This is a genomic window from Desulfobotulus alkaliphilus (assembly GCF_007830435.1).
GTDB lineage: Bacteria > Desulfobacterota > Desulfobacteria > Desulfobacterales > ASO4-4 > Desulfobotulus > Desulfobotulus alkaliphilus.
Window position 1 is genome coordinate 35,972 of sequence record NZ_VLLC01000022.1, and the last position, 24,356, is coordinate 60,327.

The 24,356-nt window shown below is 51.4% G+C and carries 23 protein-coding genes, 1 tRNA gene, 1 rRNA gene and 1 other RNA gene; 23 read left to right on the forward strand and 3 right to left on the reverse strand.

The features are described from left to right. Positions 1 to 33: 33 nt before the first annotated feature. A complete protein-coding gene (locus LZ24_RS12665) occupies positions 34 to 696 on the reverse strand; it encodes a hypothetical protein (RefSeq protein WP_144685688.1) in 663 nt (220 codons plus the stop codon). Between the two features lie 530 nt (positions 697 to 1,226). Between LZ24_RS12665 and LZ24_RS12670 the strand changes: the two genes are divergently transcribed. Then, entirely contained in the window at positions 1,227 to 2,933 is a 1,707-nt protein-coding gene (locus LZ24_RS12670) for an FAD-dependent oxidoreductase (RefSeq protein ID WP_144685690.1), read from the forward strand. A 39-nt stretch (positions 2,934 to 2,972) separates the two neighbouring features. Here the strand turns inward: LZ24_RS12670 and LZ24_RS12675 are convergent, their stop codons facing one another. Next, positions 2,973 to 3,296 (reverse strand): PilZ domain-containing protein, encoded by a 324-nt coding sequence (locus LZ24_RS12675; RefSeq protein WP_144685692.1) that lies wholly within the window; start codon positions 3,294 to 3,296, stop codon positions 2,973 to 2,975. A gap of 205 nt (positions 3,297 to 3,501) precedes the next feature. On the opposite strand from LZ24_RS12675, the gene LZ24_RS12680 reads away from it, so the two are divergent. Beyond that, complete coding sequence (locus LZ24_RS12680) at positions 3,502 to 4,260, forward strand: SDR family oxidoreductase (RefSeq protein WP_144685694.1); 759 nt, start codon at positions 3,502 to 3,504, stop codon at positions 4,258 to 4,260. 52 nt (positions 4,261 to 4,312) lie between these two features. On the opposite strand, the gene LZ24_RS12685 is transcribed toward LZ24_RS12680, so the two are convergent. Then, a tRNA-Pro gene (locus tag LZ24_RS12685) sits at positions 4,313 to 4,389 on the reverse strand. 62 nt (positions 4,390 to 4,451) lie between these two features. Between LZ24_RS12685 and LZ24_RS12690 the strand changes: the two genes are divergently transcribed. From LZ24_RS12690 to LZ24_RS12790, 21 genes are all read left to right on the forward strand, one after another. Continuing rightward, a complete protein-coding gene (locus LZ24_RS12690; RefSeq protein WP_144685696.1) occupies positions 4,452 to 5,411 on the forward strand; it encodes a S66 peptidase family protein in 960 nt (319 codons plus the stop codon). After that, positions 5,398 to 6,462 (forward strand): serine hydrolase domain-containing protein, encoded by a 1,065-nt coding sequence (locus LZ24_RS12695; RefSeq protein ID WP_144685698.1) that lies wholly within the window; start codon positions 5,398 to 5,400, stop codon positions 6,460 to 6,462. Before LZ24_RS12690 ends, LZ24_RS12695 begins: the two co-directional genes overlap by 14 nt. A gap of 460 nt (positions 6,463 to 6,922) precedes the next feature. Then, the gene (locus tag LZ24_RS12700) at positions 6,923 to 7,966 is read left to right on the forward strand and encodes a rod shape-determining protein (protein WP_144685700.1); all 1,044 of its coding nucleotides are present in this window, start codon (positions 6,923 to 6,925) and stop codon (positions 7,964 to 7,966) included. A 166-nt stretch (positions 7,967 to 8,132) separates the two neighbouring features. Next, positions 8,133 to 8,831 (forward strand): rod shape-determining protein MreC, encoded by a 699-nt coding sequence (mreC, locus tag LZ24_RS12705; protein ID WP_222427631.1) that lies wholly within the window; start codon positions 8,133 to 8,135, stop codon positions 8,829 to 8,831. Beyond that, entirely contained in the window at positions 8,828 to 9,352 is a 525-nt protein-coding gene (locus LZ24_RS12710) for a hypothetical protein (RefSeq protein WP_144685703.1), read from the forward strand. Before mreC ends, LZ24_RS12710 begins: the two co-directional genes overlap by 4 nt. A gap of 55 nt (positions 9,353 to 9,407) precedes the next feature. Next, on the forward strand, positions 9,408 to 11,237 hold the full coding sequence (mrdA, locus tag LZ24_RS12715; RefSeq protein WP_144685705.1) for a penicillin-binding protein 2: 1,830 nt from the start codon (positions 9,408 to 9,410) through the stop codon (positions 11,235 to 11,237). 109 nt (positions 11,238 to 11,346) lie between these two features. Continuing rightward, the gene (gene rodA, locus LZ24_RS12720) at positions 11,347 to 12,450 is read left to right on the forward strand and encodes a rod shape-determining protein RodA (protein ID WP_144685707.1); all 1,104 of its coding nucleotides are present in this window, start codon (positions 11,347 to 11,349) and stop codon (positions 12,448 to 12,450) included. A gap of 273 nt (positions 12,451 to 12,723) precedes the next feature. Beyond that, complete coding sequence (locus LZ24_RS12725; RefSeq protein WP_186443129.1) at positions 12,724 to 13,152, forward strand: F0F1 ATP synthase subunit B family protein; 429 nt, start codon at positions 12,724 to 12,726, stop codon at positions 13,150 to 13,152. Positions 13,153 to 13,154: 2 nt separating this feature from the next. Then, positions 13,155 to 13,721, forward strand: coding sequence for a F0F1 ATP synthase subunit B family protein (locus LZ24_RS12730; RefSeq protein WP_144685711.1), 567 nt, complete (start codon positions 13,155 to 13,157; stop codon positions 13,719 to 13,721). Continuing rightward, a complete protein-coding gene (atpH, locus tag LZ24_RS12735; RefSeq protein ID WP_144685713.1) occupies positions 13,718 to 14,269 on the forward strand; it encodes an ATP synthase F1 subunit delta in 552 nt (183 codons plus the stop codon). The genes LZ24_RS12730 and atpH overlap by 4 nt, the downstream gene beginning before the upstream one ends. Further along, positions 14,269 to 15,786 (forward strand): F0F1 ATP synthase subunit alpha, encoded by a 1,518-nt coding sequence (atpA, locus tag LZ24_RS12740; protein ID WP_144685715.1) that lies wholly within the window; start codon positions 14,269 to 14,271, stop codon positions 15,784 to 15,786. The genes atpH and atpA overlap by 1 nt, the downstream gene beginning before the upstream one ends. A 51-nt stretch (positions 15,787 to 15,837) precedes the next feature. Next, a complete protein-coding gene (gene atpG / locus LZ24_RS12745) occupies positions 15,838 to 16,737 on the forward strand; it encodes an ATP synthase F1 subunit gamma (protein WP_144685717.1) in 900 nt (299 codons plus the stop codon). A gap of 36 nt (positions 16,738 to 16,773) precedes the next feature. After that, complete coding sequence (gene atpD, locus LZ24_RS12750; RefSeq protein WP_144685719.1) at positions 16,774 to 18,189, forward strand: F0F1 ATP synthase subunit beta; 1,416 nt, start codon at positions 16,774 to 16,776, stop codon at positions 18,187 to 18,189. Between the two features lie 17 nt (positions 18,190 to 18,206). After that, the gene (locus LZ24_RS12755; protein ID WP_144685721.1) at positions 18,207 to 18,629 is read left to right on the forward strand and encodes a F0F1 ATP synthase subunit epsilon; all 423 of its coding nucleotides are present in this window, start codon (positions 18,207 to 18,209) and stop codon (positions 18,627 to 18,629) included. Between the two features lie 113 nt (positions 18,630 to 18,742). Beyond that, the gene (locus tag LZ24_RS12760) at positions 18,743 to 19,507 is read left to right on the forward strand and encodes a sugar phosphate nucleotidyltransferase (protein ID WP_186443130.1); all 765 of its coding nucleotides are present in this window, start codon (positions 18,743 to 18,745) and stop codon (positions 19,505 to 19,507) included. 52 nt (positions 19,508 to 19,559) lie between these two features. After that, positions 19,560 to 19,790, forward strand: coding sequence for a hypothetical protein (locus LZ24_RS12765; protein WP_222427632.1), 231 nt, complete (start codon positions 19,560 to 19,562; stop codon positions 19,788 to 19,790). 49 nt (positions 19,791 to 19,839) lie between these two features. Beyond that, entirely contained in the window at positions 19,840 to 20,154 is a 315-nt protein-coding gene (locus tag LZ24_RS12770) for a cell division protein ZapA (protein WP_144685725.1), read from the forward strand. After that, a non-coding RNA gene (ssrS, locus tag LZ24_RS12775) (6S RNA) lies at positions 20,154 to 20,333 on the forward strand. The genes LZ24_RS12770 and ssrS overlap by 1 nt, the downstream gene beginning before the upstream one ends. A 517-nt stretch (positions 20,334 to 20,850) precedes the next feature. Next, entirely contained in the window at positions 20,851 to 22,413 is a 1,563-nt protein-coding gene (rny, locus tag LZ24_RS12780) for a ribonuclease Y (RefSeq protein ID WP_144685727.1), read from the forward strand. A gap of 135 nt (positions 22,414 to 22,548) precedes the next feature. Then, positions 22,549 to 23,835: a tyrosine--tRNA ligase gene (gene tyrS / locus LZ24_RS12785; RefSeq protein ID WP_144685728.1), complete on the forward strand. Its 1,287-nt coding sequence runs from the start codon at positions 22,549 to 22,551 to the stop codon at positions 23,833 to 23,835. 248 nt (positions 23,836 to 24,083) lie between these two features. Further along, positions 24,084 to 24,356 (forward strand): 16S ribosomal RNA (locus tag LZ24_RS12790); the annotation flags it as partial.

Here is a 24,356-nt window from a genome sequence, read left to right on the forward strand (position 1 = left end):
AACCGTATGGGATATATTTTCACGTCACCGGGGTCAGGTATGTCCGTTGTCGTGCCTGAATGTGAATTCAGGGTGCTGCTTCCGGGCCTGCAGGACAAGGGCCTGCAGGGGGTCGGCGCTCTGACGCAGGCTGTTGTAGTCCCGGCTGATGAGGGAGAGGGAACGTTCTTCTCCAGCGTCAAAAAAAGCACTGAACTGCTGTCTGGCTTCCGGTTTTCCTGTCTGTCCGAGAGAGTTCAGGCCCTGATGCATACCAAGGGAGGCAAAGGCCTCTTTGAAACCCTTGTCTTCCTGAAGTCCCTTTTCAAGTTCCCATGACCCTTTTACTCCTGAGTTTACACGGATGTCGCCCTTGGCAGTAAGGCGGACGAGTATTTCTGCGTCTTCAGGAATGCCTGCGTTCTGACGGGCCTGGGCAATCTGATGATGAACGGTTTCTTCTATGGCTTTTCGGCTGTTTTCCATGATTTCTTTGGTGATTTTACCCCGGATGGGCAGGCCAAGGCTTTCCCTCAGCTTTGCCGCTTCGACCTCAGGGGACAGGCTTACCCGATCCATGCGCCTGTTGTCTGTGTCTGTGGATTCCTTTGCCTTGCCTGAAGCTGTTGCCTGTGCAAGGCCCTGAATCCGCCGGTCCTCACTGCGTTCCTTCGGTGGGTGTTCAATTTTTTGATAGGCCTGAATTCCTGAGATCATGGCAGCGTCCCCTTATTTTGTATCCTTCAGAGTCCTTTGGGCTCTTTTTTAATATTATCTGTGTTTTTGTTTAAGCAAGTATGGTGCCAATTGCCCTTGTACGGTGAGGGTCTTGTTTCTGTTCAGGATTTTTCCTTGAATAATGATAAAATGTCTGAGAATTTCAGGTGGCACACTTTGGCAATGGGAAAAAAATGCCGGCATGGTCTTTATTTTTCCTGAGCATCAGGCCATGATTGGCTTTCGGCTCCGGGGGGAAGGTGCAAGGCCGGTTCTTACTGGAAGTTTTTTTATGCCTCTCTTATGCAGGGGTACCCTTTACGGAGACCCGCAGGCAAGGGCAGCATCAGGTCATGCCGTTTTTCTGACTTAAGGTCCGGGTAGCCCAAAGATTATGGTCATCGTATAATAAGCTAAGCATTCGGATAATAAACAGAAGGTCCGGCAGCATCTGCCGGGCAGAAAAAAGGCTGGCAGGGCCTGTGGGTTCTGTCTGCTTTTCATAGGGATTGAAGAAAGGAATTGCTGACATGGGAAAAAAAGTGCTGGTTGTTGGTGCCGTGGCTTTGGGATCCAAGGCGGCATGTCGTTTAAAGCGGCTGGAACCCGATGCCGAGGTATTGCTCATTGACCAGGATGAGCACATTTCTTACGGTGGCTGCGGTATCCCCTATTATGTATCCGGAGATGTGGCGGATGCATCTGAGCTGCAGAGTACAAGTTTTCATATGTTGCGGGATGAGCGTTTTTTCAAAGACTGTAAAGACATTGATGTCATGACCCGGACCCGTGTGACAGCCATTCTTCGGAATGAGAAACAGATAAAGATAGAAAAAGCGGACGGAACCACCTCCCTTCTGCCCTATGATCAGCTGGTCATAGGCACCGGTTCAAGGGTAAGAAATCTGAATATTGAAGGTCAGGAGCTTGGTGGCATTTACAGCGTAGGCTCCCTGAGGGATGCCATTGCCATCAAGTCTGCCATTGCTTCGGGGCAGGCAGGAACGGCTGTTGTGGTGGGTGCCGGTTTTATCGGGCTTGAAATGGCCGAGGCCCTTGGAGACATGTGGGGTATCGAAACTACGGTGGTGGAAATTTCCGATCAGATCATGCCCGGTTTTGTGGGACCGGAACTGGCGAAAATGGCCCAGTCCCACATGGAGGAACAGGGGGTTGCTTTCCGGCTTGGGGAGAGTGTTGTCCGTTTTGAAGGCGAGGATGGCCGGGTTGCCCGTGTGGTGACGGATCAGGAAACCCTGGAGGCAGATCTTGTGATCATTGCGGCGGGTATTCAGCCCAATGGAGAGCTGGCTGCTGCGGCAGGACTGGAAGTGGGCTTTAATGGCGGGATTCTGGTGGATGAGCGTATGCGTACCACGGATCCGGACATCTATGCGGGTGGAGACTGCGTGCTGGTGCCCAATGCCATTACGGGCAAGCCGGGATATTATCCTCTGGGCTCCCTTTCCAACCGTCAGGGCAGGGTGATCGGGGACAATCTTGCAGGAAAGGAATCCGTTTCCCCTCCTGTGGTGGGCAGTTTTGTGGTCAAGCTCTTTGAGACCTGCCTCTGTGGTGCCGGCCTTACCCTGAAAAAGGCTCTGGAAGAAGGTTTCGATGCCATCAGTGTCCGGATGTGCCAGTTGGACAGGGCCCATTTTTATCCCACAAAGGAGCTGATGTATCTGGAGCTGGTGGTGGATCGCAGCACCCGTCAGGTTCTGGGCATTCAGGGCTCCGGCAGCAAGGGGGACGCAACGGTGGGTCGTATCAATGCGGTGGCGGCATTGCTTGGAAGGAAGCCGAAGGTGGAGGAGATCTCCAACCTTGAATTTGCCTACTCCCCCCCCTTCTCCTCTGCCATGGACATCGTGAATGCCCTGGGGAATGTGGCGGACAATCTTCTGGATGGTCGTATGCATCCCATTGGTTGTGAAGAATTTGCAGAAAAGTGGGAAGAAATAAAAAGGGGGGATGTCTGCCTCATTGACTGCCGGGCAAAGGCCGACGCAAAGGTCTACGAGGAAAAGTATCCCGGTATCTGGAAGGGGATTCCCCAGGACGAGCTTCTGGGCCGGCTGGATGAACTTCCCGAAGGCAAGCCCCTTGTGCTGATCTGCAACACGGGGGTGAGATCCTATGAAGCCCAGCTGAATCTTCGGGCCAAGGGGCATAGGGATAATGTGACGGTCTTTGGCGGGGTTGCCATGCTGAAAAACTGGGGGATGGATATCTGAAAAAACGGGGGCTGTGCAGGCGCATGGCCCCCCTGTCTTTTATCCCTCAAGGAGGCGGATACTTTCCACCATGGCCTGCAGGGAGTGTATCAGTTCCAGATCCTCATTGTGGAACTGAACCGCAATGCCCTTTTCTCCGGAACGGACAACGACTCCGAGAAGGCTGATGTAGTTGCCACCGGGAAAGGGCAGGAAGAGATTCACTTCCGTGTCCGGGGGAAGAATGTTGCGGGTTTTGATAAAAACCCCACCGCCACTGATGTCAAGAATGTATTCTCTGTATTCCTGATCCTGGGTTGTGTAGACAACAGGGCTGAAATAATTCTGACGTACATCTTTTCTTTTTTCTTTGAAGTCGTCCATTTTTCAGTCCTTAGATAAAAGGGGGGAAAGAAAAAGGGGCGATCCGCTGATGAAATCGCCCCGCACAACGGGAGGGAAGAAAGAAGAAGGGAAAGAATTTTCATTAACCATACAAAACCATGTTCTGACGTGCAATGGGTGATTTGATTCATTTGTCCGGGAAAAAATCCCGGGATCAGGGCAGCCCAGGAAAGGAAAGAGCAGAATGGAGATCAAAACAGTTCTGATTACAGGGGCTTCATCGGGTTTTGGGGAAGCCTGTGCCCGCTGGTATGCAGCCAGGGGATTTTCCCTGATTCTGGCCGCACGCAGGCGGGAACGCCTTGAAAAACTGGCGGAAGAACTGGATGTACCCGTTTACATCATGCAACTGGATGTCCGGGACAGGGAGGCTGTGGAAAAGGCCCTTGACGGGATTCCAGCGGAGTTTGCCTGTGTGGATATCCTTGTGAACAATGCGGGGCTGGCTCTGGGGCTTGCACCGGCCCCTGAAGCGGACATGGATGACTGGGAAGTGATGGTGGATACCAATATTAAGGGTCTTTTATATATGACCCGGAAAATTCTGCCGGGGATGACTGCCCGCAGGCGGGGGCATATTGTCAATATGGGTTCCGTGGCAGGCAGCTGGCCCTATCCCGGAGGAAATGCCTACGGGGCCACCAAAGCCTTTGTGGAGCAGTTTTCAAGGAACCTGCGCTGTGATGTTCAGGGAACAGGTGTGCGGGTAACCAATATTGCGCCGGGGATGGCGGATACGGAGTTTTCCCTTGTGCGTTTCAAAGGGAAGGCGGAAAAGGCAGCAGCCACCTATGAAGGGGTGAAGGCCCTGTCGGCTGAAGATATCGCCGAGATTACAGGCTGGGTCACATTGCAGCCCGCCCATGTGAACATCAACCATCTGGAGGTCATGCCCACCCAGCAGGCCTGGTCTGCCTTTGCCGTGGCAAGGGAAGAATTGTGAAAGCAAAAAAGCCAATCCTTAATAAGGACTGGCTTTTTATTTTTAATTTGTTTGGTCGGGGCGAGAGGATTTGAACCTCCGACCCCTAGCACCCCATGCTAGTGCGCTACCAGGCTGCGCTACGCCCCGACACAAAACGAGAGCATGTCTACCACTGGCCCCTGAGACTGTCAAGCAATAAGGAATAAAAAATGTCGCCCCCCGTAAAAAAAAATACAGAAGACGGCACAGGTCCTGTTTTTACTGGCTCCTGCATCCTGCCGCCCCCCCTTTTTTCCGGAGACTGTATTGGTGTGATTGCTCCTGCCGGTGCGGCGGACCCTGAAGCGCTGGAAGCGGGGCTGGAGGAAATAAGATCCAGGGGCTATGCCCTGAAGGTGGCGGATCAGGTGTATATGAAAGAGCCTCTGGGTTTTGCAGGTTCAGATCTTATCCGGGCCGGGGCCCTGATGGATTTTTTTGAGGATCCTGATGTCCATGCCATATGGATGGCCCGTGGGGGATATGGCTGTACCCGTCTTTTTCCCCTGCTGAATGCAGAGATCATTGCAGCCTTTCCCAAAAGGGTCATGGGATTCAGTGATGGTACGGCACTTCTTTTGTTTTTGATGGAGCAATGCGGTATGGCTGGCCTGCACGGCCCGGTTCTGACCCAGCTTGGCAGGCTGCCCTCCATGGACAGGGATGCTGCCTTTGATGCCCTTGTCTGGGAAGGGGGCCAGCCCATGTTCGTGGGCTGGAAAAAAGTGCTGCAGCCCGGAAGGGCTGTGGGTCGGCTCATGGGCGGCAATCTTTCCATGATCTGTCATCTTTTGGGAACCCCCTGGTGTCCGGATTTTACGGGGAGCATTCTTTTCCTTGAGGATGTCAATGAAGCACCCTACCGCATTGACCGGATGTTCTGCCACCTTGCCATGGCAGGTGTGCTCAAGGAGGTTTCCGGTCTGCTTCTGGGAGATTTTACCCATTGCGGAAACGAAGCGCAGATTTATGAACGTATCCTTGCCTTTCTTCCCGAAGGAATCCCCGTGGTCTGCGGCCTGCCCCTGGGACATGGCGACAGAAATCAGCCCCTGATGCTGGGGGCCAGGGCCTGTCTGGATACCGGGACTGCGCATCTGATATGGGAGTGGCACCATGGTTTTTCTTGATCATCTGCTGCAGGAGGGTGTGGATCAAAGGGTCTTTTCCGCTGTTTCCGCATGGGTGGGTGTGGATGGGCACTGTGTTTATGCAGGAAATGCCGGTTGTCTTGACCCTGCCACGGGTGTGCCGGTAACAGGGGCAAGTGTTTTTGATCTTGCTTCCCTGACCAAGGTTCTGGGGACAACGCCGGTTCTCATGCATCTGGTGGCAGAAGGGCGGATTTCTCCGGAAGACCGTCTCTGTTCTTATCTGCCGGAATGGCGGGGGGATAAGGCGCGGGAAGGGATTCGTATCCATCACCTTTTGCAGCATACCTCAGGGCTGCCTGCCCACAGGCCCTTTTATCAGGAACTGGAAGCTGTACCTGAATCTCTGCGGAGGGAAGAAAGGCTTCGTCTGATCCGGAATATCCCCCTTGAATGCTGTCCGGGGCAGCGGACCCTTTACAGTGACCTTGGCTTTATGCTCCTGAAGGAGGTGGTGGAAAATGTGACGGGAGAGGCTTTCGGGGGCAGGGTGATGGCGGCACTTCCGCCGGGAGCGGAGAAAAAAATCTTCTTTCCTGTTCCGGGGGGCGGGGCGGGCGTGGATTGCGCCTGTACCGGAGAAAGCCCGGTACGGAAACGACGGCTTACGGGCGAAGTACACGATGAAAATGCTGCATTTATTGGTGGTGTGGATGGCCAGGCAGGGCTTTTCGGGACGGCTTCCGGTGTGGGAGAGGTGGGACAGGCGCTGGTGGAAGCCTGGCATGGTATGTCTTTATGGCTGCCTGCTTCGGTTCTGCATCGTTTTATTTTCTGGCCGGAAGACGGGAAGCGGCCTTTGGGTTTTGATCGTCCGTCCGGCACCGTTTCTTCCTGTGGTTCTCTCTTTTCCAAAAGTACGGCAGGACATCTGGGTTTTACGGGAACCTCCCTGTGGATGGACATGAAAAAAAAAATTGTTGTGGTACTTTTAAGCAACCGTGTTTATTATGGCGACCTGAACTGGAAGATACGATCTTTCCGCCCCCGCTTCCATGATTGCGTGATGCAAACCTTTGGGCAGGCTTAATTTTTCTTGTAAATATGCCCTGTTTTTGGTAGCGAAAGCCTGAATCAGGGCAGATGGGCAGGGTGGAATTTGAAATTATCTGCGCCTGTTTATCAAATGTTTTTTTTATTGTAATTATTCAGTACGGTTTATTCCGAACTGCCAACGCTTTAGTTGCAGCATCTTCATACTGTTGCAAGGCACCCTGGCTATTTGCAAGTGACATTGCAATCGTTTCGGTCACGGGCAAATAGCTTGGGGCCTGTGCATCTGTCTTGCAGCTATGGTACCTGGAAAGCCGTGCTGAACAGTTACATGTTTTTTAGTTGGCTGCCTCCGCTTTTTGCCCTGCTGCATATGGTTTTTTGGTGCTGAAAGCTGGAAAAAGCTGTTTTTTAAGATTCGAAGTTGTTATCTGTCAAGGTCTTTTCCCCGCACTTTCCGGGGATTAAAAGCGATATTATTGTAGAAAAGAGGCGTAATGAATCTTTTTCTGGATTCCATTCTGGGTATTTTTTCCAGCGATCTTGCCATTGATCTTGGAACGGCCAATACTCTGGTTTATGTCAAGGGCAAAGGCGTTGTTCTGAGCGAGCCTTCCGTGGTTGCCGTACGTACGGATAACCGCCACAAGAACAAGGTGCTGGCCGTGGGGCAGGAAGCCAAGAACATGCTTGGCCGTACTCCCGGCAATATTGTGGCCATACGTCCCATGCGGGACGGGGTGATTGCGGATTTTGAAGTCACCGAAGCCATGCTCCGCCATTTCATCCACAAGGTGCATAACCGTAGAACCTTTGTGCGGCCAAGGATTATCATTGCCGTGCCTTCGGGGATTACGCCTGTGGAAAAACGTGCGGTAAAGGAATCTGCGGAATCTGCCGGTGCCAGGGAAGTTTTTCTCATTGAAGAACCCATGGCCGCAGCCATCGGAGCGGGACTTCCCATTACGGAACCCACCTGTAACATGGTGGTGGATATCGGTGGCGGAACAACGGAGGTCGCGGTTATTTCCCTTGCGGGTATTGTTTACAGCCGTTCCCTGCGTGTGGCCGGAGATAAGATGGATGAAGCCATCATGCAGTATATCAAACGTAAATATAATCTTCTCATCGGTGAACGGACTTCAGAAATTATTAAAACCACCATTGGCAACGCCTATCCGGATCCAGACAATCTGGAAACCATAGAAGTGAAGGGCAGGGATCTTGTTTCGGGCATTCCAAAAATCCTTGCAATTGATTCAGAGGAAATCCGGGTGGCTATTTCCGAACAGATCGAAGCCATTGTGGAGACCGTCAAGATTGCCCTTGAGCAGACGCCACCGGAACTTGCCGCTGATATTGTGGACCGGGGTATCGTGCTGACTGGTGGAGGAGCCCTCCTTAAAAATCTGGACAAGCTGCTTCGGGAAAAATCCGGTCTGCCCATTACGGTGACCGAAGATCCTCTGTCTACCGTTGCTCAGGGGGCAGGACGATCCCTGGACAGTCTTGAAATTCTCCGGCAGGTTATGCTCCCCTGAAACTATGTTCTCTCGCAGGTTTATTCTTTTCAGTGTATTTTTTGTCCTCCTGTCTGCCACCCTTATCTCCCTGGTGCTGAGCGGGAAGCATCCCCGGCCAGTGGCACAGGGGGCGGGTTCGCTGGTTTTGACCCTGGTGGGCCCCTTGCAGCATGGGGCCACAAAGATGACTCAGTGGGCAGGTTCCCTGTGGCGTATCTATTTTGACTCCGTACGTCAGGCCCGTGAAAATGATTTCCTCCGAAAGGAGCTGGCTCTGGCACGTGAAAAGGAAAATGAGTACCTTGAACTGGCCCTGGCCAATGAGCGCCTCCGCAGTTTTCTCAATTTCAGGGAGGGTGAAGACAGGGAAGTGCTTGTGGCAGAAATTGTCGGAAAGGATCCTTCTCCCTGGTTCAAGACCTTCATAGTTAACAGGGGGAGGCGGGATGGGGTTCGGCCAGGGCTTCCTGTGGTGGTTCCAGATGGTATTGTGGGACAGGTTGTGGAGGTTGCCGGGAGGTATGCCAAGGTTCTTCTGATTACCGACCGCATGAGCGGTGTGGATTCTCTGGTTCAGCGAACCCGGGCAAGGGGCGTTGTGAAGGGTTCTGGTGCTTCTTTCTGCTCCTTTTCCTATGCCTTGCGCCGTTATGATATTGCCGAGGGAGATGTGGTGGTGAGTTCGGGGCTGGATGGGATTTATCCCAAGGGGCTGCGCATCGGATGGGTTGACGGGGTTATCCGCAGTGATGATGGAATTTTTCAGGATGTGAGGATACAGCCTTTTGTGGATTTTGAACGTATTGAGGAGGTCATGATTCTTCTGCTCACCGATGAAGAAGATGTCGATGACATGGAGTCTCAGGAAGAACCTCTGCCATGACCCTGTTCCTGCATTATTCAGTTCTTTCTTTTTTTACCCTTGGCATGACTGTTTTTTTTACGGGCTATCCCATCTGCAGTCCCATGCTCGTGTATGTGGTTTATCTTGGACTGGATGCGGATTTTGTTCCGGGTCTTGTTCTCATCCTCATCGCAGGTTTTGTCCTAGATGGTCTTTCCGGAGGGGTTCTTGGGGTTTATCTCTTCTCTTTTCTCTGGATTTTCTGCATGATCCGGTGGCTGGGCGGTTTTCTGCGGGCAACGAGCCCGTTTTTTCCTTTCCTTGCTGTTCTGGCGGGTATTCTACTTGAAAATCTGTTTACGATACTATCCCTTGCGTCCAGAACCCATGGGGAGGGGCTTTTTTCCGATGCCTTCCGGTTTGTTGCTTTACAGGTAATCACCGCTATCATTATTTGTCCTCTGCTCCTGACTTTGTTTCGAAAAATGCAGGGCTTTTTGTTTCGGCAGACCAGATCAAAATCAACCCTGTCGGATTTTTTTTCAGGCAGGCCCATGTAAGCGGGGCTGGGACTGATTCAGGGTGATGCAGGTGTTTTAGGGGAAAAGGAAGAAAATGGTATCCGAGTTTGAATATTTAATAAGTAAGGATACGGATGGATACCGGCGCAGGCTTGTGATTTTATTTGCCGTTGCAGCTGTTTTTTTTCTGATGCTGCTGATGCGTCTCTTTTATCTGCAGATTATTCAAGGCCATGAATATGCCCGTCTTTCCGAAAACAACTGTATCCGCCTGCAAAGCATTCCTCCCCACAGGGGGCTGATTTATGACCGTCATGGCGCACTGCTGGTGGATAACAGGCCTGCCTACGATCTTCTGATTGTTCCCGGTGATGTGGGAAACATGGAAGAGGTACTGGGACGCCTGGCTGTCCTTTCCGACATACCGGTTTCTGAATTTCAGGAACGGCTGGAAAGGGAGCGGGGGCCGGGGTACAGGGCTGTTCTTCTCCGTCAGGATCTGGACAGGGATGCTGTGGGACTCATCAGTGCCCGTCGCTATGATCTTCCGGGTGTACGCATAGAGGCGAGACCCAGACGCCAGTATATGTATCCGGGCCTTGCAGCCCATCTGATCGGTTATCTCGGAGAGGTCAGCCCGGCTGAACTTCAGCGGCCAGAGAACAAAGATCTGAGGGGTGGTGATTTTATTGGGAAAACAGGAGTTGAAAGGGTCTATGATGCCGTACTCCGTGGGGAACGGGGTGGCCGTCAGGTAGAGGTGAATGTCCGCGGGCAGGTGATACGTATTCTCCATACTGTGCCAGCAAAGCCGGGGGGTAGTCTCTACCTTGCTTTGGACAGGGACTTGCAAAGCCACACGGAGTCTCTCATGGAAGGCCGGGTTGGGGCTGTTGTTGCGTTGGACCCCACCAACGGTCAGGTGCTTGCCATGGTGTCCAGTCCTTCCTTTGATCAGAATCTTTTTGCCAGAGGTATCCGGACGGATGAATGGCGGTCCCTTGCACAAAATCCCCATCGTCCCATGGAAAATAAGGCGATTCAGGGGCTCTATCCGCCAGCATCCACCTATAAAATGATTTCTGCCATTGCAGCCCTTGAGGAAGGGGTTGTAGACAGCGAAACCCGTTTTTTCTGCTCCGGCTCCTTACGTTTCGGAGACAGGAATTTTCGGTGCTGGAGAAGAACCGGCCATGGGAATCTGAATCTGCGGGAAGCTCTGGAGCGTTCCTGTGACGTGTATTTTTATCATGTTGCCCAGCGTCTGGGGGTGGACAGGCTGGCCTGGTATGCAAGGGCTGCGGGCTTTGGCCGGAGAACGGGCGTAGATCTGGACCATGAAGAGGCAGGCCTTGTGCCGACGGCGGGATGGAAACGTCGCAGAACGGGCGTTTCATGGCAGGCGGGCGAGACCCTCTCCGTAATCATCGGGCAGGGTTATAATCTGGCGACCTGCATGCAGGCGGCGGTGATGACAGCGGCCCTGGGCAATGGGGGTATTTTGTTTCGTCCTCAGGTTGCCCTTGAAATCCGGAAGACTGGGGGAGAGGTTATGCGGCCTTTTACACCTGAGGTGACGGGCCGTCTGCCCGTAAGTCCTGAGAATCTGGAGCTGGTGAGACTATCCATGAGGGATGTTGTGCATGCTGCACAGGGGACAGCCCGTGGTATCCGGACCTCCGAGTTTGATATGGGTGGAAAAACGGGTACGGCTCAGGTTCTCAGCCGCAGAACAGATGAGGAGGAGAGTTCGTCAAGGCCGGGTTTTGAACCCCATGCCTGGTTTGTTGCCTTTGCACCCTATGATGACCCCCGGATAGCTGTGGCGGTGATTGTGGAGCATGGTGAAGGGGGAGCCAGAGTGGCGGCTCCCATTGCTGCGGAAGTGATGCGGAGTTACCTTGTTGGCTCAGGAGAAAAATGAGTTTGCATGATGCGGGGTGTATTTTAGCTGATGTGTTTTTTTGTCCTCTGGCGGATGTACTGATGTTCATGGGGGTAATGAACGGCCTGAACGTGTTGAAGGAAGGGTGATGTTCGACAGAAGACTGATTACTCACTTTGACTGGGGGCTTCTGGTCCTGACTCTGATTCTGGCTGCCATGGGCCTTGGTATCCTTTACAGTGCAGTGAATGCGGGAGGGAATACATCGCAGGAAGGTCTTCTGCTGAGGCAGCTTCTCTGGTTTGCCATTGGTGGCGGGCTTATGTCTCTGTCCATGCTGGTGAACTACAAACGTTTTGACCAGTGGGGCCTGGTAATTTATGCGGGCTGTATTCTTCTGCTGATTGCTGTCATGGTTTTTGGCCGGTACGGTGGAGGTGCAAGGCGCTGGCTGCTTCTGGGACCGATCAGTATTCAGCCTTCCGAGCTGATGAAAATCGCCATATGTATTGTTCTTGCAAGATATTTTGCCAAAAATTTTATGGGCGAGGGCCTGGGGTTCAAGGAGCTGATACAGCCCTTTGTCTTGATTCTTATTCCTTTTTTGCTTATTGTCCAGCAACCGGATCTGGGGACAGCCCTGCTTCTTTTTGTTATTGGCGGTAGCCTGACGCTCTTTGTCGGGCTGAAGCGAAGTACTTTCTGGGGGCTTCTGGCTGCGGCAATGGCAGCAGTACCCATGGTCTGGTTTTTTTTAAAGGATTACCAGAAAAACAGAATTCTGACCTTTCTGGATCCGGGGCGGGATCCGCTGGGTACGGGGTATCATATTATCCAGTCAAAAATTGCCATTGGATCGGGCCAGTTGTTTGGCAAAGGTTTTCTTGGCGGCACCCAGAATGCGCTGGATTTTCTGCCGGAGCAGCACACGGACTTTATTCTGTCCGTACTTGCGGAGGAGTGGGGCTTTGTGGGATGCAGCGTGTTGCTTGTTCTCTATCTGCTTTTTCTGGCATGGAGCCTAAGTGTGGCGTATCGCTGCAGGGATTCCTTTGGAACCTTTCTGGTTGTGGGAATTACGGCCATGAATTTCTGGCATATTTTTATAAATATGGGCATGGTCATGGGGCTTCTGCCCGTTGTGGGTGTGCCTTTGCCCATGGTGAGCTATGGTGGATCTTCTGTGGTGACCACCCTCTTGGGTGTTGGGATTCTGCTGAATATCAGTATGCGCAGGTTTCTTTCGGATTGATGTTTTTTTCTGCGGTGCAGATAAAATGAATGGTTTTCAGGGGGAGTGCAAGTTTTTTAAAAAACATTGAAAAAGGAGGTTTGATGCCAAAATATGCTTAAAATATCAGGAAATTTTGAAAAAATCTTTGACTTTTTTGGCTTTTCAGTGGTAGGTAGCCTCGATTAAGTTTATGGCTGTGCGATTCGACAGATGTCCGGTGAGCCGTATATCCGTCCGGTGAAGGCACAGATACGCAAAAGGTCTGGAACGCACGAATTCTGGAGGGCATTTATGAACATCAGCGTGGACGGATCCTTAGGAATCCAGATCCTCAACTTTGTTGTGCTGATCGTTGTGCTGAACGCAGTGCTGTACAAACCCATACGGCAGATTCTTGCAAAACGCAGGGATACGGTTGAAGGGCTTGAGTCGGCAATCTCACGGATGCAGTCCGAGGGCGATGAGTGCCTTGAGGCTGTGAAGGCTGGCATCAGGGAAGCCAGAACCCGTGGGGTAAGGGAAAAAGATGCAGTAATTGAAAGCGTCAGCGCAGAAGAAAAAAAGCGGGTAGCCGAGATTCAGGAAGGAATCCAGAAGGACCTTGAAGCCTTCCGTATGCGGATTGCAGGGGAAGCTGAAGAGGCCCGGAAGGCACTTGCCTCCCAGGCGGACGCCTTTGCCTCTGCCATTGCAGAGAAGATTCTCGGGAGGGCGATTTGATTATGAATGCAAAGGGTAGAAAACTGTTTTGGGCCTCACTTGTTTTTTTTATGGGTGCAGGTGTCGCCTTTGCTGCAGGAGATGGAGGAGAGTCGTGGAGTTCCATTGACACCTACAGGGTGATGAACTTTACGGCCCTTGTCCTTATTCTCTTTTTTCTTCTCCGGAAACCCGTTGCCAGATTTCTCAATGGCCGGATTGACGGAATAGAAAAACAGTTGGCAGATCTTGAGGAACGCAGGCTTGCTGCGGAAAAAGATCTGGCTGAATACCGTCGTCAACTGGAGCATATGGAAGACGAAGCCAAGTCCATTCTGGAACAGTACAGAAAGCAGGGCGAGGCGGCAAAGGAGCGTATTCTTGAAGAGGCAAAAGCCTCTGCGGAGAAAATGCGGGAGCAGGCACGCCGGAACATTGAACATGAGTTTGTCAAGGTCCGTGCCGGACTTCAGGCGGAAGTCATGGAAAAAGCCCTGGAGCGGGCGGAATCTCTGATTCAGGAGAAAATCAGTCCTGAAGACCATGATCGGCTGACGGAAGAATATCTTAAAAAGGTGGTGGCATCGTGAAAAATCTTGCGGTAGCAAGGCGATATGCCAAGGCCTTGCTTTTAATCGGAAAAGAAGACGGGCATATGGATACCTACAGGCAGGAGCTGCAGGATGTCTGTACGGTTTTTCAGGAAAATGAGGGTTTGCGTCAGATTCTTTCCAACCCCCTTCATGCCCGGACAGCACGGAGGCAGATTCTTGACTCGGTTCTTCAGAAAATGTCCCTGACTCAGGTGATGCGGTCTTTCATGCTTCTGCTCTTTGATAAGGGGCGTATTGTAAGGCTTGCGGACGTGGAGCGGTCCTACAGGGATCTTGCCGATGAGTTTCAGAATATTGCCCGTGCGCGGATCATATCCGCTGTTTCCCTGAGCGATACGGCTGTTGCGGGTATCCGCAGCGCCCTTGTTCGGATGACAAACCGGGAGGTTGTCCTTGACGTGCATGAGGATCCCCGGATTATCGGTGGAATTGTCACCAAGGTCGGGGATCTGGTCTATGATGGTAGTATCAGAACCCAGTTACGGAATCTGAGAGAATCTTTTAAGAGGGGTGAAGGTATCTGATGGAAATCAAAGCGGAAGAAATCAGCCAGATCATCCAGGAGCAAATCAAGGATTTCGACAAGAGCGTACAGCTCAGCGAAACCGGTGTTGTCCTGTCTGTCGGCGACGGTATTTCACGTGTGTATGGCCTTGAAAAAGCGATGGCCCTTGAGTTGATTGAGTTTCCCGGTCAGGTGTTCGGTCTGGCGCTGAACCTTGAAGAGGATAACGTGGGGATCGCCCTGATGGGGCCTGATACTGCAATTAAAGAAGGGGATGTGGTCAAGCGTACCGGGCGTATCGCCCAGGTGCCCGTTGGTGAGGCCATGCTGGGCAGGGTAGTGGATACCCTGGGTCAGCCTCTGGATGGGAAGGGACCTATAAATGCAACGGAGTCTCGCCGTCTAGAAATGGTTGCTCCCGGCGTTGTGGACAGGAAAAGCGTCCATGAGCCCATGTATACGGGGCTTAAGGCTATTGATGCCATGATTCCCATTGGTCGTGGTCAGCGTGAGCTTATCATTGGTGACCGGCAGATCGGTAAGACTGCCGTGGCCATTGATGCCATCATTAATCAGAAGAACAGTGGTGTTAAGTGTATTTATGTGGCCTGTGGTCAGAAACAGTCCACGGTGGCTCAGGTGGTTGCCGTTCTTGAAGAAAACGGTGCCATGGAATATACCACCGTAGTTTCTGCCTGTGCCTCTGACCCTGCGGCTCTGCAGTACCTTGCTCCCTATTCGGGCTGTGCCATGGGCGAATATTTCCGGGATAAGGGTGAGCATGCCCTGATTATCTATGATGATCTTTCCAAGCAGGCAGCGGCTTACCGTCAGGTATCCCTTCTGCTTCGTCGTCCTCCCGGGCGTGAAGCTTTCCCCGGTGACGTTTTCTACAACCATTCCCGTCTGCTGGAGCGTGCTGCCAAGCTTTCCGATGAACTGGGCGCAGGCTCCCTCACGGCTCTCCCCATTGTAGAAACCCAGCAGGGTGACGTTGCCGCCTTTATTCCCACCAACGTTATTTCCATTACAGACGGTCAGATCTATCTGGAACCCAACCTTTTCTTCTCCGGTGTAAGACCTGCCGTGAACGTAGGTATTTCCGTTTCAAGGGTTGGTGGTTCTGCCCAGGACAAGGCCATGAAGCAGGTGGCAGGAACCCTTCGTCTGGATCTGGCACAGTATCGTGAACTGGAAGCCTTTGCAGCTTTTGGTTCCGACCTTGATGCCGCTACTCAGCGTCAGCTTACCCGTGGTGCCCGTCTGGTTGAAATTCTGAAACAGCCTCAGTTCAAGCCCCTGAAGCTTGAAAATCAGGTGGCCATAATATATGCGGGTACCAAGGGCTATCTGGATCAGTACTCCCTTGAGATGGTTCCCAAATATGAAGCGGGACTTCATGCCTTCCTGGAAGCCCGCCATGGTGATATCATGAAGGGCATTGCCGAAGAAAAGAAACTTTCCGATGAGTTGGAGGCAAAGCTGAAGGATGCTCTTAAGGCTTATGGTGAAGAGTTCAAGGACACCATCAAGTAAGGCAGCCGGAGCTTATCATTAGCAAACACTGACTCTAAATAAGGTGATTTCATGGCAACGCTCAAGGAAGTCAAAACAAAGATCTCCGGGGTCAAAAAGACCAAGCAGATCACCAAGGCCATGAATATGGTCGCGGCTTCCCGGCTCCGGAGCACACAGCGGCGGATGAGTGCATTTCGTCCCTATGCTGTCAAATACGGAGAAGTGCTGGGTAGCCTTGCCGGCAGGGCAGGGGAAGGCGCAAGCCCTCTTCTTGTTCCCCGGGAAGAGGTGAAGAAGGTTCATCTGGTCATTTGTACATCCGACCGCGGACTTTGTGGTGGTTTTAACAATAATATTACAGAAGCAGCAGGGCGCTGGCTGCAGACCCTGGAAGAAGGTGTTGAGGTTTCATTCACGGCCTTTGGAAAAAAAGGCCGGGAGTGGGTCCGCAAGAACAAACGCGACCTGAAGGATGTTCACCTGGGAGTTGTGGGTACGGTTTTCGGGTTTAACGTGGCATCCACGGCCGGGCTGAAACTGATCTCAGACTTTCTGGAAGGAACCTATGATGAGGTTCATATCATTTATCCGGAATTTCAGAGCATGAGCCGTCAGGTGCCCGCTGTTCATCAGCTTCTGCCCATCCCTGCCGCTGCTCTGATGGATGAAGAAGCCCCTGAGGATGAAAAGGCGGAGGAAGCCTATATCCCTGAGCATATATGTGAACCTTCACCGGCGGCTCTGCTCAATGCCATGCTTCCGAGAAACGTTCATATTCAGATTTTCCGCGCTCTTCTGGAAACATCCACCAGCGAACATGCGGCACGTATGGTGGCCATGGACAACGCAACCCGGGCCTGCAATGACATGATCAAGGATCTGAACAGGATCTTCAATAAGGCACGTCAGGCGGCGATTACCAATGACTTGATGGACATTGTCGGAGGAGCCGAAGCCCTCAGGGGATAAGGGGTCCGACATGTTTGAAGTTACGGAGGCAATATAATGAGTAAAAATATTGGCAAGATCAGGCAGGTCATGGGGCCGGTTGTGGATGTGGAGTTCGAACCGGGAAATCTGCCCACGATTCTGACAGCTCTTCTGATCTCCAACCCGGCGATCAATGATGAAGAAGATAACCTTGTTGTGGAAGTTGCCCAGCATCTGGGCGACAATCTGGTCCGGACCATCGCCATGGATGTTACCGATGGCCTGGTCCGGGGTATGCCTGTCAGAGATACTGGAAGACCCATTCAGATGCCTGTGGGTGAAGCCGCTCTGGGCCGGGTTCTGAACGTTGTGGGTCGTCCTGTGGATGGCAAGGGGCCCATTGATATGTCCAAGACTTCGGATATTCACAGGCCCGCACCAGCTTTTACTTCCCAGGATACCTCGGTCAGGGTTCTGGAAACGGGTGTCAAGGTTATTGACCTTCTTGTTCCCTTTCCCCGTGGTGGCAAGATGGGGATGTTCGGTGGTGCCGGTGTTGGTAAAACCGTTATTATGATGGAGATGGTAAACAACATCGGTATGCATCACGGTGGCATCTCCGTATTTGCAGGTGTAGGGGAAAGAACCCGTGAGGGTAACGACCTTTACCATGAAATGAAGGACTCCGGCGTTCTCCACAAGTGCTGCCTTGTGTATGGCCAGATGACGGAACCCCCCGGAGCCCGTGCCCGTGTTGCCCTTTCCGCCCTTGCGGAAGCAGAATACTTCCGTGATGTGGAAGGTCAGGACGTTCTTCTCTTTATTGATAACATCTTCCGTTTCACCCAGGCTGGTGCGGAAGTTTCTGCCCTTCTCGGACGTATGCCTTCTGCTGTAGGTTATCAGCCGACACTTGCGGTGGACATGGGTGCCCTGCAGGAGCGTATTACCTCTACGGATAAAGGGTCCATCACGGCGGTTCAGTGTGTTTACGTGCCTGCCGATGACCTCACAGACCCTGCTCCTGCAACAACCTTTGCCCATCTGGACGGTACCGTTGTTCTTTCCCGTGCCATTTCAGAGTTGGGTATTTATCCTGCTGTGGATCCCCTTGACTCCACGTCCCGGATCCTTGATGCCAACTTTATTGGCGAAGAGCACTACAGGGTTGCCCGTATGGTACAGCAGATCCTGCAGAAATATAAAGATCTTCAGGATATTATTGCCATTCTGGGTGTGGATGAGCTTTCCGATGAGGATAAGCTTACCGTAGCCCGTGCCCGTAAAGTCCAGCGTTTCCTTTCCCAACCCTTCCACGTGGCAGAACAGTTTACCGGCATTCCCGGCTGCTATGTGAAGATAGAGGATACCATTCGCTCTTTCAAAGAGATTTGTGAGGGCAAGCATGATGAGCTTCCGGAGCAGGCTTTCTATCTTGTAGGATCCATTGAAGAAGCCGTTGCCAAGGCCGAACGTATGGCCGCAGAATAAAAGACGAAGGGGGCCTTATGGCAGCCAGTATAAAGCTTGAGATCGTAACCCCCGAGCATGTGGTGGTGGACGAAAAGGTACAGACCGTTGTTGCGCCCGGTTTTCTGGGGGAGTTCGGTGTACTGCCCGGTCACACCTCGTTTCTTACCTCGCTGAAGCTGGGGGCTCTGCGTTACGAAGATACGGCAGGACAGACGCGCTATGTTTTTATCAAGGAGGGCTTTGCGGAAGTGCTTCCGGAAAAGGTGACCATCCTTGCGGAAGCTGCAGAGCGGCGCAAGGATATTGATGTTGCCCGGGCTGAAGCTTCCCTTGAGCGTGCAAAAATGCGTCTTGAGAAAAAAAGCAGGGAAGAAAATATCGATTTTGTCCGTGCGCGGGCAGCTCTTTCAAGATCCATTAACCGGATTCGTCTGGCTACGGGTCAGGAGCCTGATTGATTTTTAAGGGTTTTACTTTTGTAAAGAGGGGGGCAAGCACAATCATGGGCTTTGCCCCTTTTTCATGGGCTTTGCCCCTTTTTCATGGGCGGGGGTGCCCGGAGCGGGGGAGAATGGAAGATTTCAGGGGATTGGCAGTGGTTATTCTTGCCGCTGGAAAAGGGACACGTATGCGGTCCGATCTTGCCAAGGTACTTCATCCTGTGGGGGGGGTGCCCATGATTGTCCGGGTTGCAGAAAGCGTTCAGGCCCTGGAGCCTGAAAAGTGCATCGTTGTTGTGGGGCATCAGGCAGATGCCGTGACTTCTTTACTTCGGGATTATTCGTTTTCCTTTGCGCTTCAGAAAAAGCAACTGGGTACCGGCCATGCCGTTGCTTCGGCCATGCCTTTTATTCCGCCAGACTGTCAGCAGGTTCTGGTTCTTTGCGGTGATACGCCACTGATCAGAACGCAGACCCTGGAACGCCTCTGTCGTCATCATTCAGAAGAACAGGCTGCCCTGACGCTGCTGGCCGTCCATCTTGAGGATCCCCATGGTTACGGTCGAATTGTCTGTGATCCAGAGGGGAGGGTGCAGGCTATTGTTGAGGAGAAAGATGCTTCGCCGGAAGAAAAAAGGATCCGCCATGTGAATGCGGGTTTTTATTGTTTTGACCGCAGCTTTTTGGCCCGTGAAATTGCAGGGCTTGATCGGGATAACAGTCAGGGGGAATATTACCTGACGGATCTGCTGGCGGTTGCAAGGGGTGCCGGAGAGCGGGTGGCATGTGTTACTGCCGATTTTCCAGAGGAGGTGATGGGAATTAACTCACCGGAAAACCTTGAAGTTGCGAACCTGCTTATGGGGAAGGCTGCGGGTCTTAACCAATTCCCTTGACTTCATTTACTGTGGTTGATTATACTGACTTCCAAGGACGAAGAGGTGAAAAGTGGAAAGAGAAGTGGTGTTAAACAGATTTGATGCAATAGAGTCCAAAGTGGAGCGTTTGCTTGCACATTGCAAGGCCCTTGAGGAGGAAAGAGACGCACTCAAGGTGGAGCTTGCGGATATAAATGCCCTGCTTGAAGATATGATGCAGAAAGAGTCTGAGCGGGTGCAGGATGAAGAGGCAATGCAGAAGAAGATAGATGCTTTGCTGGAAAAGCTGGATGCATTTTAAAGGTGCATCTGAATCAAGCATAACCCTAATGGTCTGAATATAGTGGGATTTGGATACCATCGTAACAATACATATGTTTGGCGAGGTGTACAAGTTTAAGGCGGAGGCAGGCGTTGCCGATGCGAAAGAGGTTGCCGATTTTTTGATGGAAGAGCTTGGGCGGGTTGAAAAGGATCTCGGCCCCCAGGCAAAAACCGTTACCAAAACAGCAAAGCTACTGCTGGCTACCATGAATATTGCCAATACGTACTTTAATCTTAAACGGCAGCATATGGAAACGGTATCAGAATTAACAAAAAGATCGGATGCCTTGCTACTGGCCTTGGAGGCGGTTCCCGATACCCCTCCTCCTATAAAAGAATGAAACCCCTGCAGTGTTTGTGATTGATATGCCCTTTGACCCAATGTTTTATAAAAGGGAGCTTTCTCTGGTACTGGTGTGCATGTTCTGATTTTTATCAGAAAAGCCTTAAGGTACCACAAGGCGCCCACTTGAACCTGTCGGTTCAAAGGTTTTTCCAACACGGCACATGCGGGGGTATGCTTGATAAGTCATCCCTACCATCCTTTCTCTTTCTCCCCTCCTTTTGTTCCTCAGCCTGTCTGTCTTGTTTTTTATGAAAATGCAGATGCAGGACTACTGTCTGTTTTTTAAGATTATTTTGTTTTTTTATCCGTATGTGGCGGCTTTTTGATTTGCAATTTACCAGAAATGAGTGACAGCACGCACCATGCATAATCATAATAAAAAGCCCAAGGATCTATGATTGTATTTTTCTACCTCTGTGACGGAGGGCTTACATCAACCCTCCGGGCAGTTTCTGATCGAAATGTTTTTTTTGGTTAAGTCGTACATTTTTGATCGGTGTCAGGCTTGTATTTTAATACTCAAAATACTTTCACGTATGTATGTGTTTAAAATCCTCGCCTCCCATGGATGGCAAAAATGGTTTTCGCTCAGTTACTGTTGGCATCACGGGATGGATAAGAATGCTTTCTCTGCGAGCTTTGGGGATGGAAGTTGTGGGGGATGCGGTGTGTTGAATGGGGAGATCGGGGAATGACAGGATATGGAATTTTAATAGGGTTGCTGTCCTTTGGGGCAGGGGTTGGGATTGCCTACTGGATTCGGCAGCAACTGGATGCCCAGAATGAACAGGCAGCCAGAAATGAAGCGGTGCGTCTGCTGGATGATGCAAAGCGGCGTTCTGAAAGTCTCCTGAAAGAGGCAGAGGTTGAAGCCAAGGACCGCCTTTTCAGAATGAAGAGTGAGTTTGATGCGGAAACCGCTGAAGTCCGGTCGGAACTCAAGCGTCAGGAACAGAGGCTGATTCAAAAAGAAGAAAATATTGAAAAAAAGCATGATCAGAATGAGCAGAAAGAGCAGGAGCTGCAGAAGATTGAATGTGGCCTTCAGGAAAAAGAGGAGTCTCTTGTAAAAAAATCTGAAGAGCTCGATGTTCTGGTAGCGCAACAGCACGCTGAACTGGAAAAAATTTCTGGACTGACCAGTGAGCAGGCCAGAGAAATTTTGATCCGTTCCATGGAAAATGATGCCCGTTATGAGGGTGCCAAGCTTGTTAAGCGGATTATGTCCGAAGCCCACGAGGAAGCGGATAAGGAAGCTAAAAAAATTCTGGCAACGGCCATTCAGCGTTTTTCTGGGGATTTTGTGGCAGAACGGACCGTTTCCGTTGTTGCCCTTCCCAGCGATGAGATGAAGGGCCGGATTATTGGCAGGGAAGGCCGGAATATCAGGGCCCTTGAAGCTGCCACCGGGATTGATCTTATTATAGACGATACGCCGGAGGCGGTGATTCTTTCTGGCTTCAATCCTGTCCGCCGGGAGGTTGCGCGACTTGCCCTGACCAAGTTGATTGCCGATGGTCGTATTCATCCTGCCCGCATTGAGGATGTGGTAAAAACTGTTGAGGAAGAGGTCGATCAGACCATTAAGGAAGCTGGTGAGCAGGCTGCTTTTGACTTGGGTGTCCATGGGATTCATCCGGAGCTGATTAAGGTTCTTGGTCGTCTGAAGTTCAGGACCAGCTATGCGCAGAATGTATTACAGCATTCGGTGGAGGTTGGCTTCCTTTGTGGTATTATGGCGGCAGAGCTTGGCTTGAATGTTAAACTGGCCAAGCGCATGGGACTTTTGCATGATCTGGGTAAGGCTGTGGACCATGAAGTTGAGGGCCCCCATGCTCTGATAGGCTCCAGGCTGGCAAAAAAATATGGGGAAGCCGCTTCGGTTGTGCAGGCCATTGCAGCACACCACGAAGACATACCACCGGAAACGGTATATGACCTTCTCGTGCAGGCTGCGGACAGCCTTTCTGGTGCCCGCCCCGGTGCCCGTAAGGAGCTTCTTGAAAATTATGTGAAGCGCCTTGAAGACCTTGAAAATATAGCCTGTTCATTCAGGGGTGTGGCAAATTCCTATGCCATACAGGCTGGCAGGGAGTTGCGGGTTATTGTGGAGAGCGATAAGATTTCCGATGAAGAATCCGTATTGCTCAGTCGGGATATTGCAAGGAAAATTGAAGAATCACTGACATTTCCAGGTCAGATTCGGGTGATTGTGATCCGGGAAACACGGGCTGTGGGATATGCGAATAAATAGCTGCTGGAAAAATTTTCAGTCAGTGAAAGTTCATCGGATGTTTTTCGTCTTTAATGGCGGAGATTTTCTGCCAGGAATATGTTTTTAATTTTTCCGGGGGTAAACACAATGGATCGGGTAGGAAAGGAAGCCGGTATGAATGCTCTGGATGTTCTCAGGCTGAGGGGGTTTGTAGAAAGCACAACGCATGAAAAAGAGCTGGAAGATTATCTGGGAACCCCGGGGCGTTATTGCTATATCGGTTTTGATCCTACGGGCTCCAGTCTTCATGTCGGGCACCTTGTAACTGTGATGGCCCTTGCCCACATGCAGCGCTGCGGGCATAGGCCCATGGCCCTTGTGGGCGGGGGGACTGGCATGATCGGTGATCCCAGCGGTAAAACCGAAATGCGTCAGCTGCTGACCCCGGAGATTGTTGCAGAGAATAAGGCGGGGCTGAAGGGGCAGCTTTCTTCCTTTCTTGATTTTTCTGAAGGTAAAGCCGTTCTGGTGGATAATGCGGACTGGCTTTCGGAGCTTCAGTATATACCTTTTCTGAGGGATGTGGGCTGTCACTTCAGTGTGAACCGTATGGTCAAAGCTGAAAGTTACCGAGCGCGGCTGGAATCGGAAGAGGGACTCAGTTTTATAGAGTTTAACTATATGTTGCTTCAGGCCTATGATTTTTATGTGCTCGCTGAAAAATATGGATGTTTTCTTCAGATGGGCGGCAGGGATCAGTGGGGCAATATTGTTGCAGGGGTTGAGCTTGTCCGTCGCAAGGCCCAGAAAACAGCTTTTGGTATCACCTTCCCGCTTATTATGACTTCTTCCGGCATAAAAATGGGTAAAACCCATGCCGGTGCCGTATGGCTGGATCCGGAACGAACTTCTCCCTACGACTATTATCAGTTCTGGGTGAATACCGATGATGCGGATGTTCAGCGCTTTTTAAAGCTTTTTACCTTCCTTCCCATGGAAGAGATCGAAGCCGTTGCCGGGCTTGACGGGAAAGATCTGAACACTGTGAAGGCTGTTCTTGCATATGAAGCTACGGCCATTGTTCATGGGAAAGAGGCGGCAGATCAGGCGCATGGTGCAGCTTCTGCTGTTTTTGGTGGACGGGAGATTTCCGCTGCTATTTTTCCTTCCAGTGTAATACCAAGGCAGGTCATGACGGATGTTTCGGGGATGCCATGTTCCCGGATACCCGGGCAGGATTTTTCTTCTGGCATGACTGTGGTTGATCTGTTCTGCAGGGTAGGGCTCTGTGCTTCCAAGGGTGCTGCGAGGCGCCTCATTGAACAGGGTGGGGCCTATGTGAATGGCAAAAGGATTGATAGTGATAGTATAGATGTGATTTTAGGACCGGATACCTTTGAAGAAGGTGCTCTGGTACTTCGCAGCGGAAAAAAACAGTACCATCGCATTGAGATGGTCTGAGTATTTCAAGCCATCCTCCCGGACGGTGTTTATTTGGAGGGGAGGATGGTCTTATGAAATCAAATCTTTATGTTTTTTTATGGTCAGCATGAAAAAAAGTGTTTGACACAAAGGGTCAAAGTCTGTAATTTGATCTTCGTTGCTGAGCGCAACAGGTCGGAAATCGATCTTTGAAAATCAGATAGTGAAAGATAAAGTAACATGCCCTGAGTATCCCGCCTTTTTAAGGTGGGGGTAGTACCAGAGATTCAACGGAGAGTTTGATCCTGGCTCAGAATGAACGCTGGCGGCGTGCTTAACACATGCAAGTCGAACGAGAAAGTTCCCTTCGGGGGACAAGTAAAGTGGCGCACGGGTGAGTAACGCGTGGATAATCTGCCCTTGAATTCGGAATAACATCGCGAAAGCGGTGCTAATACCGGATGATGTTGTGTTTTCTGCGGGGAATGCAACCAAAGAATGCCTCTTCATGAAAGCATTTGTTTGAGGATGAGTCCGCGTCCCATTAGCTAGTTGGCGGG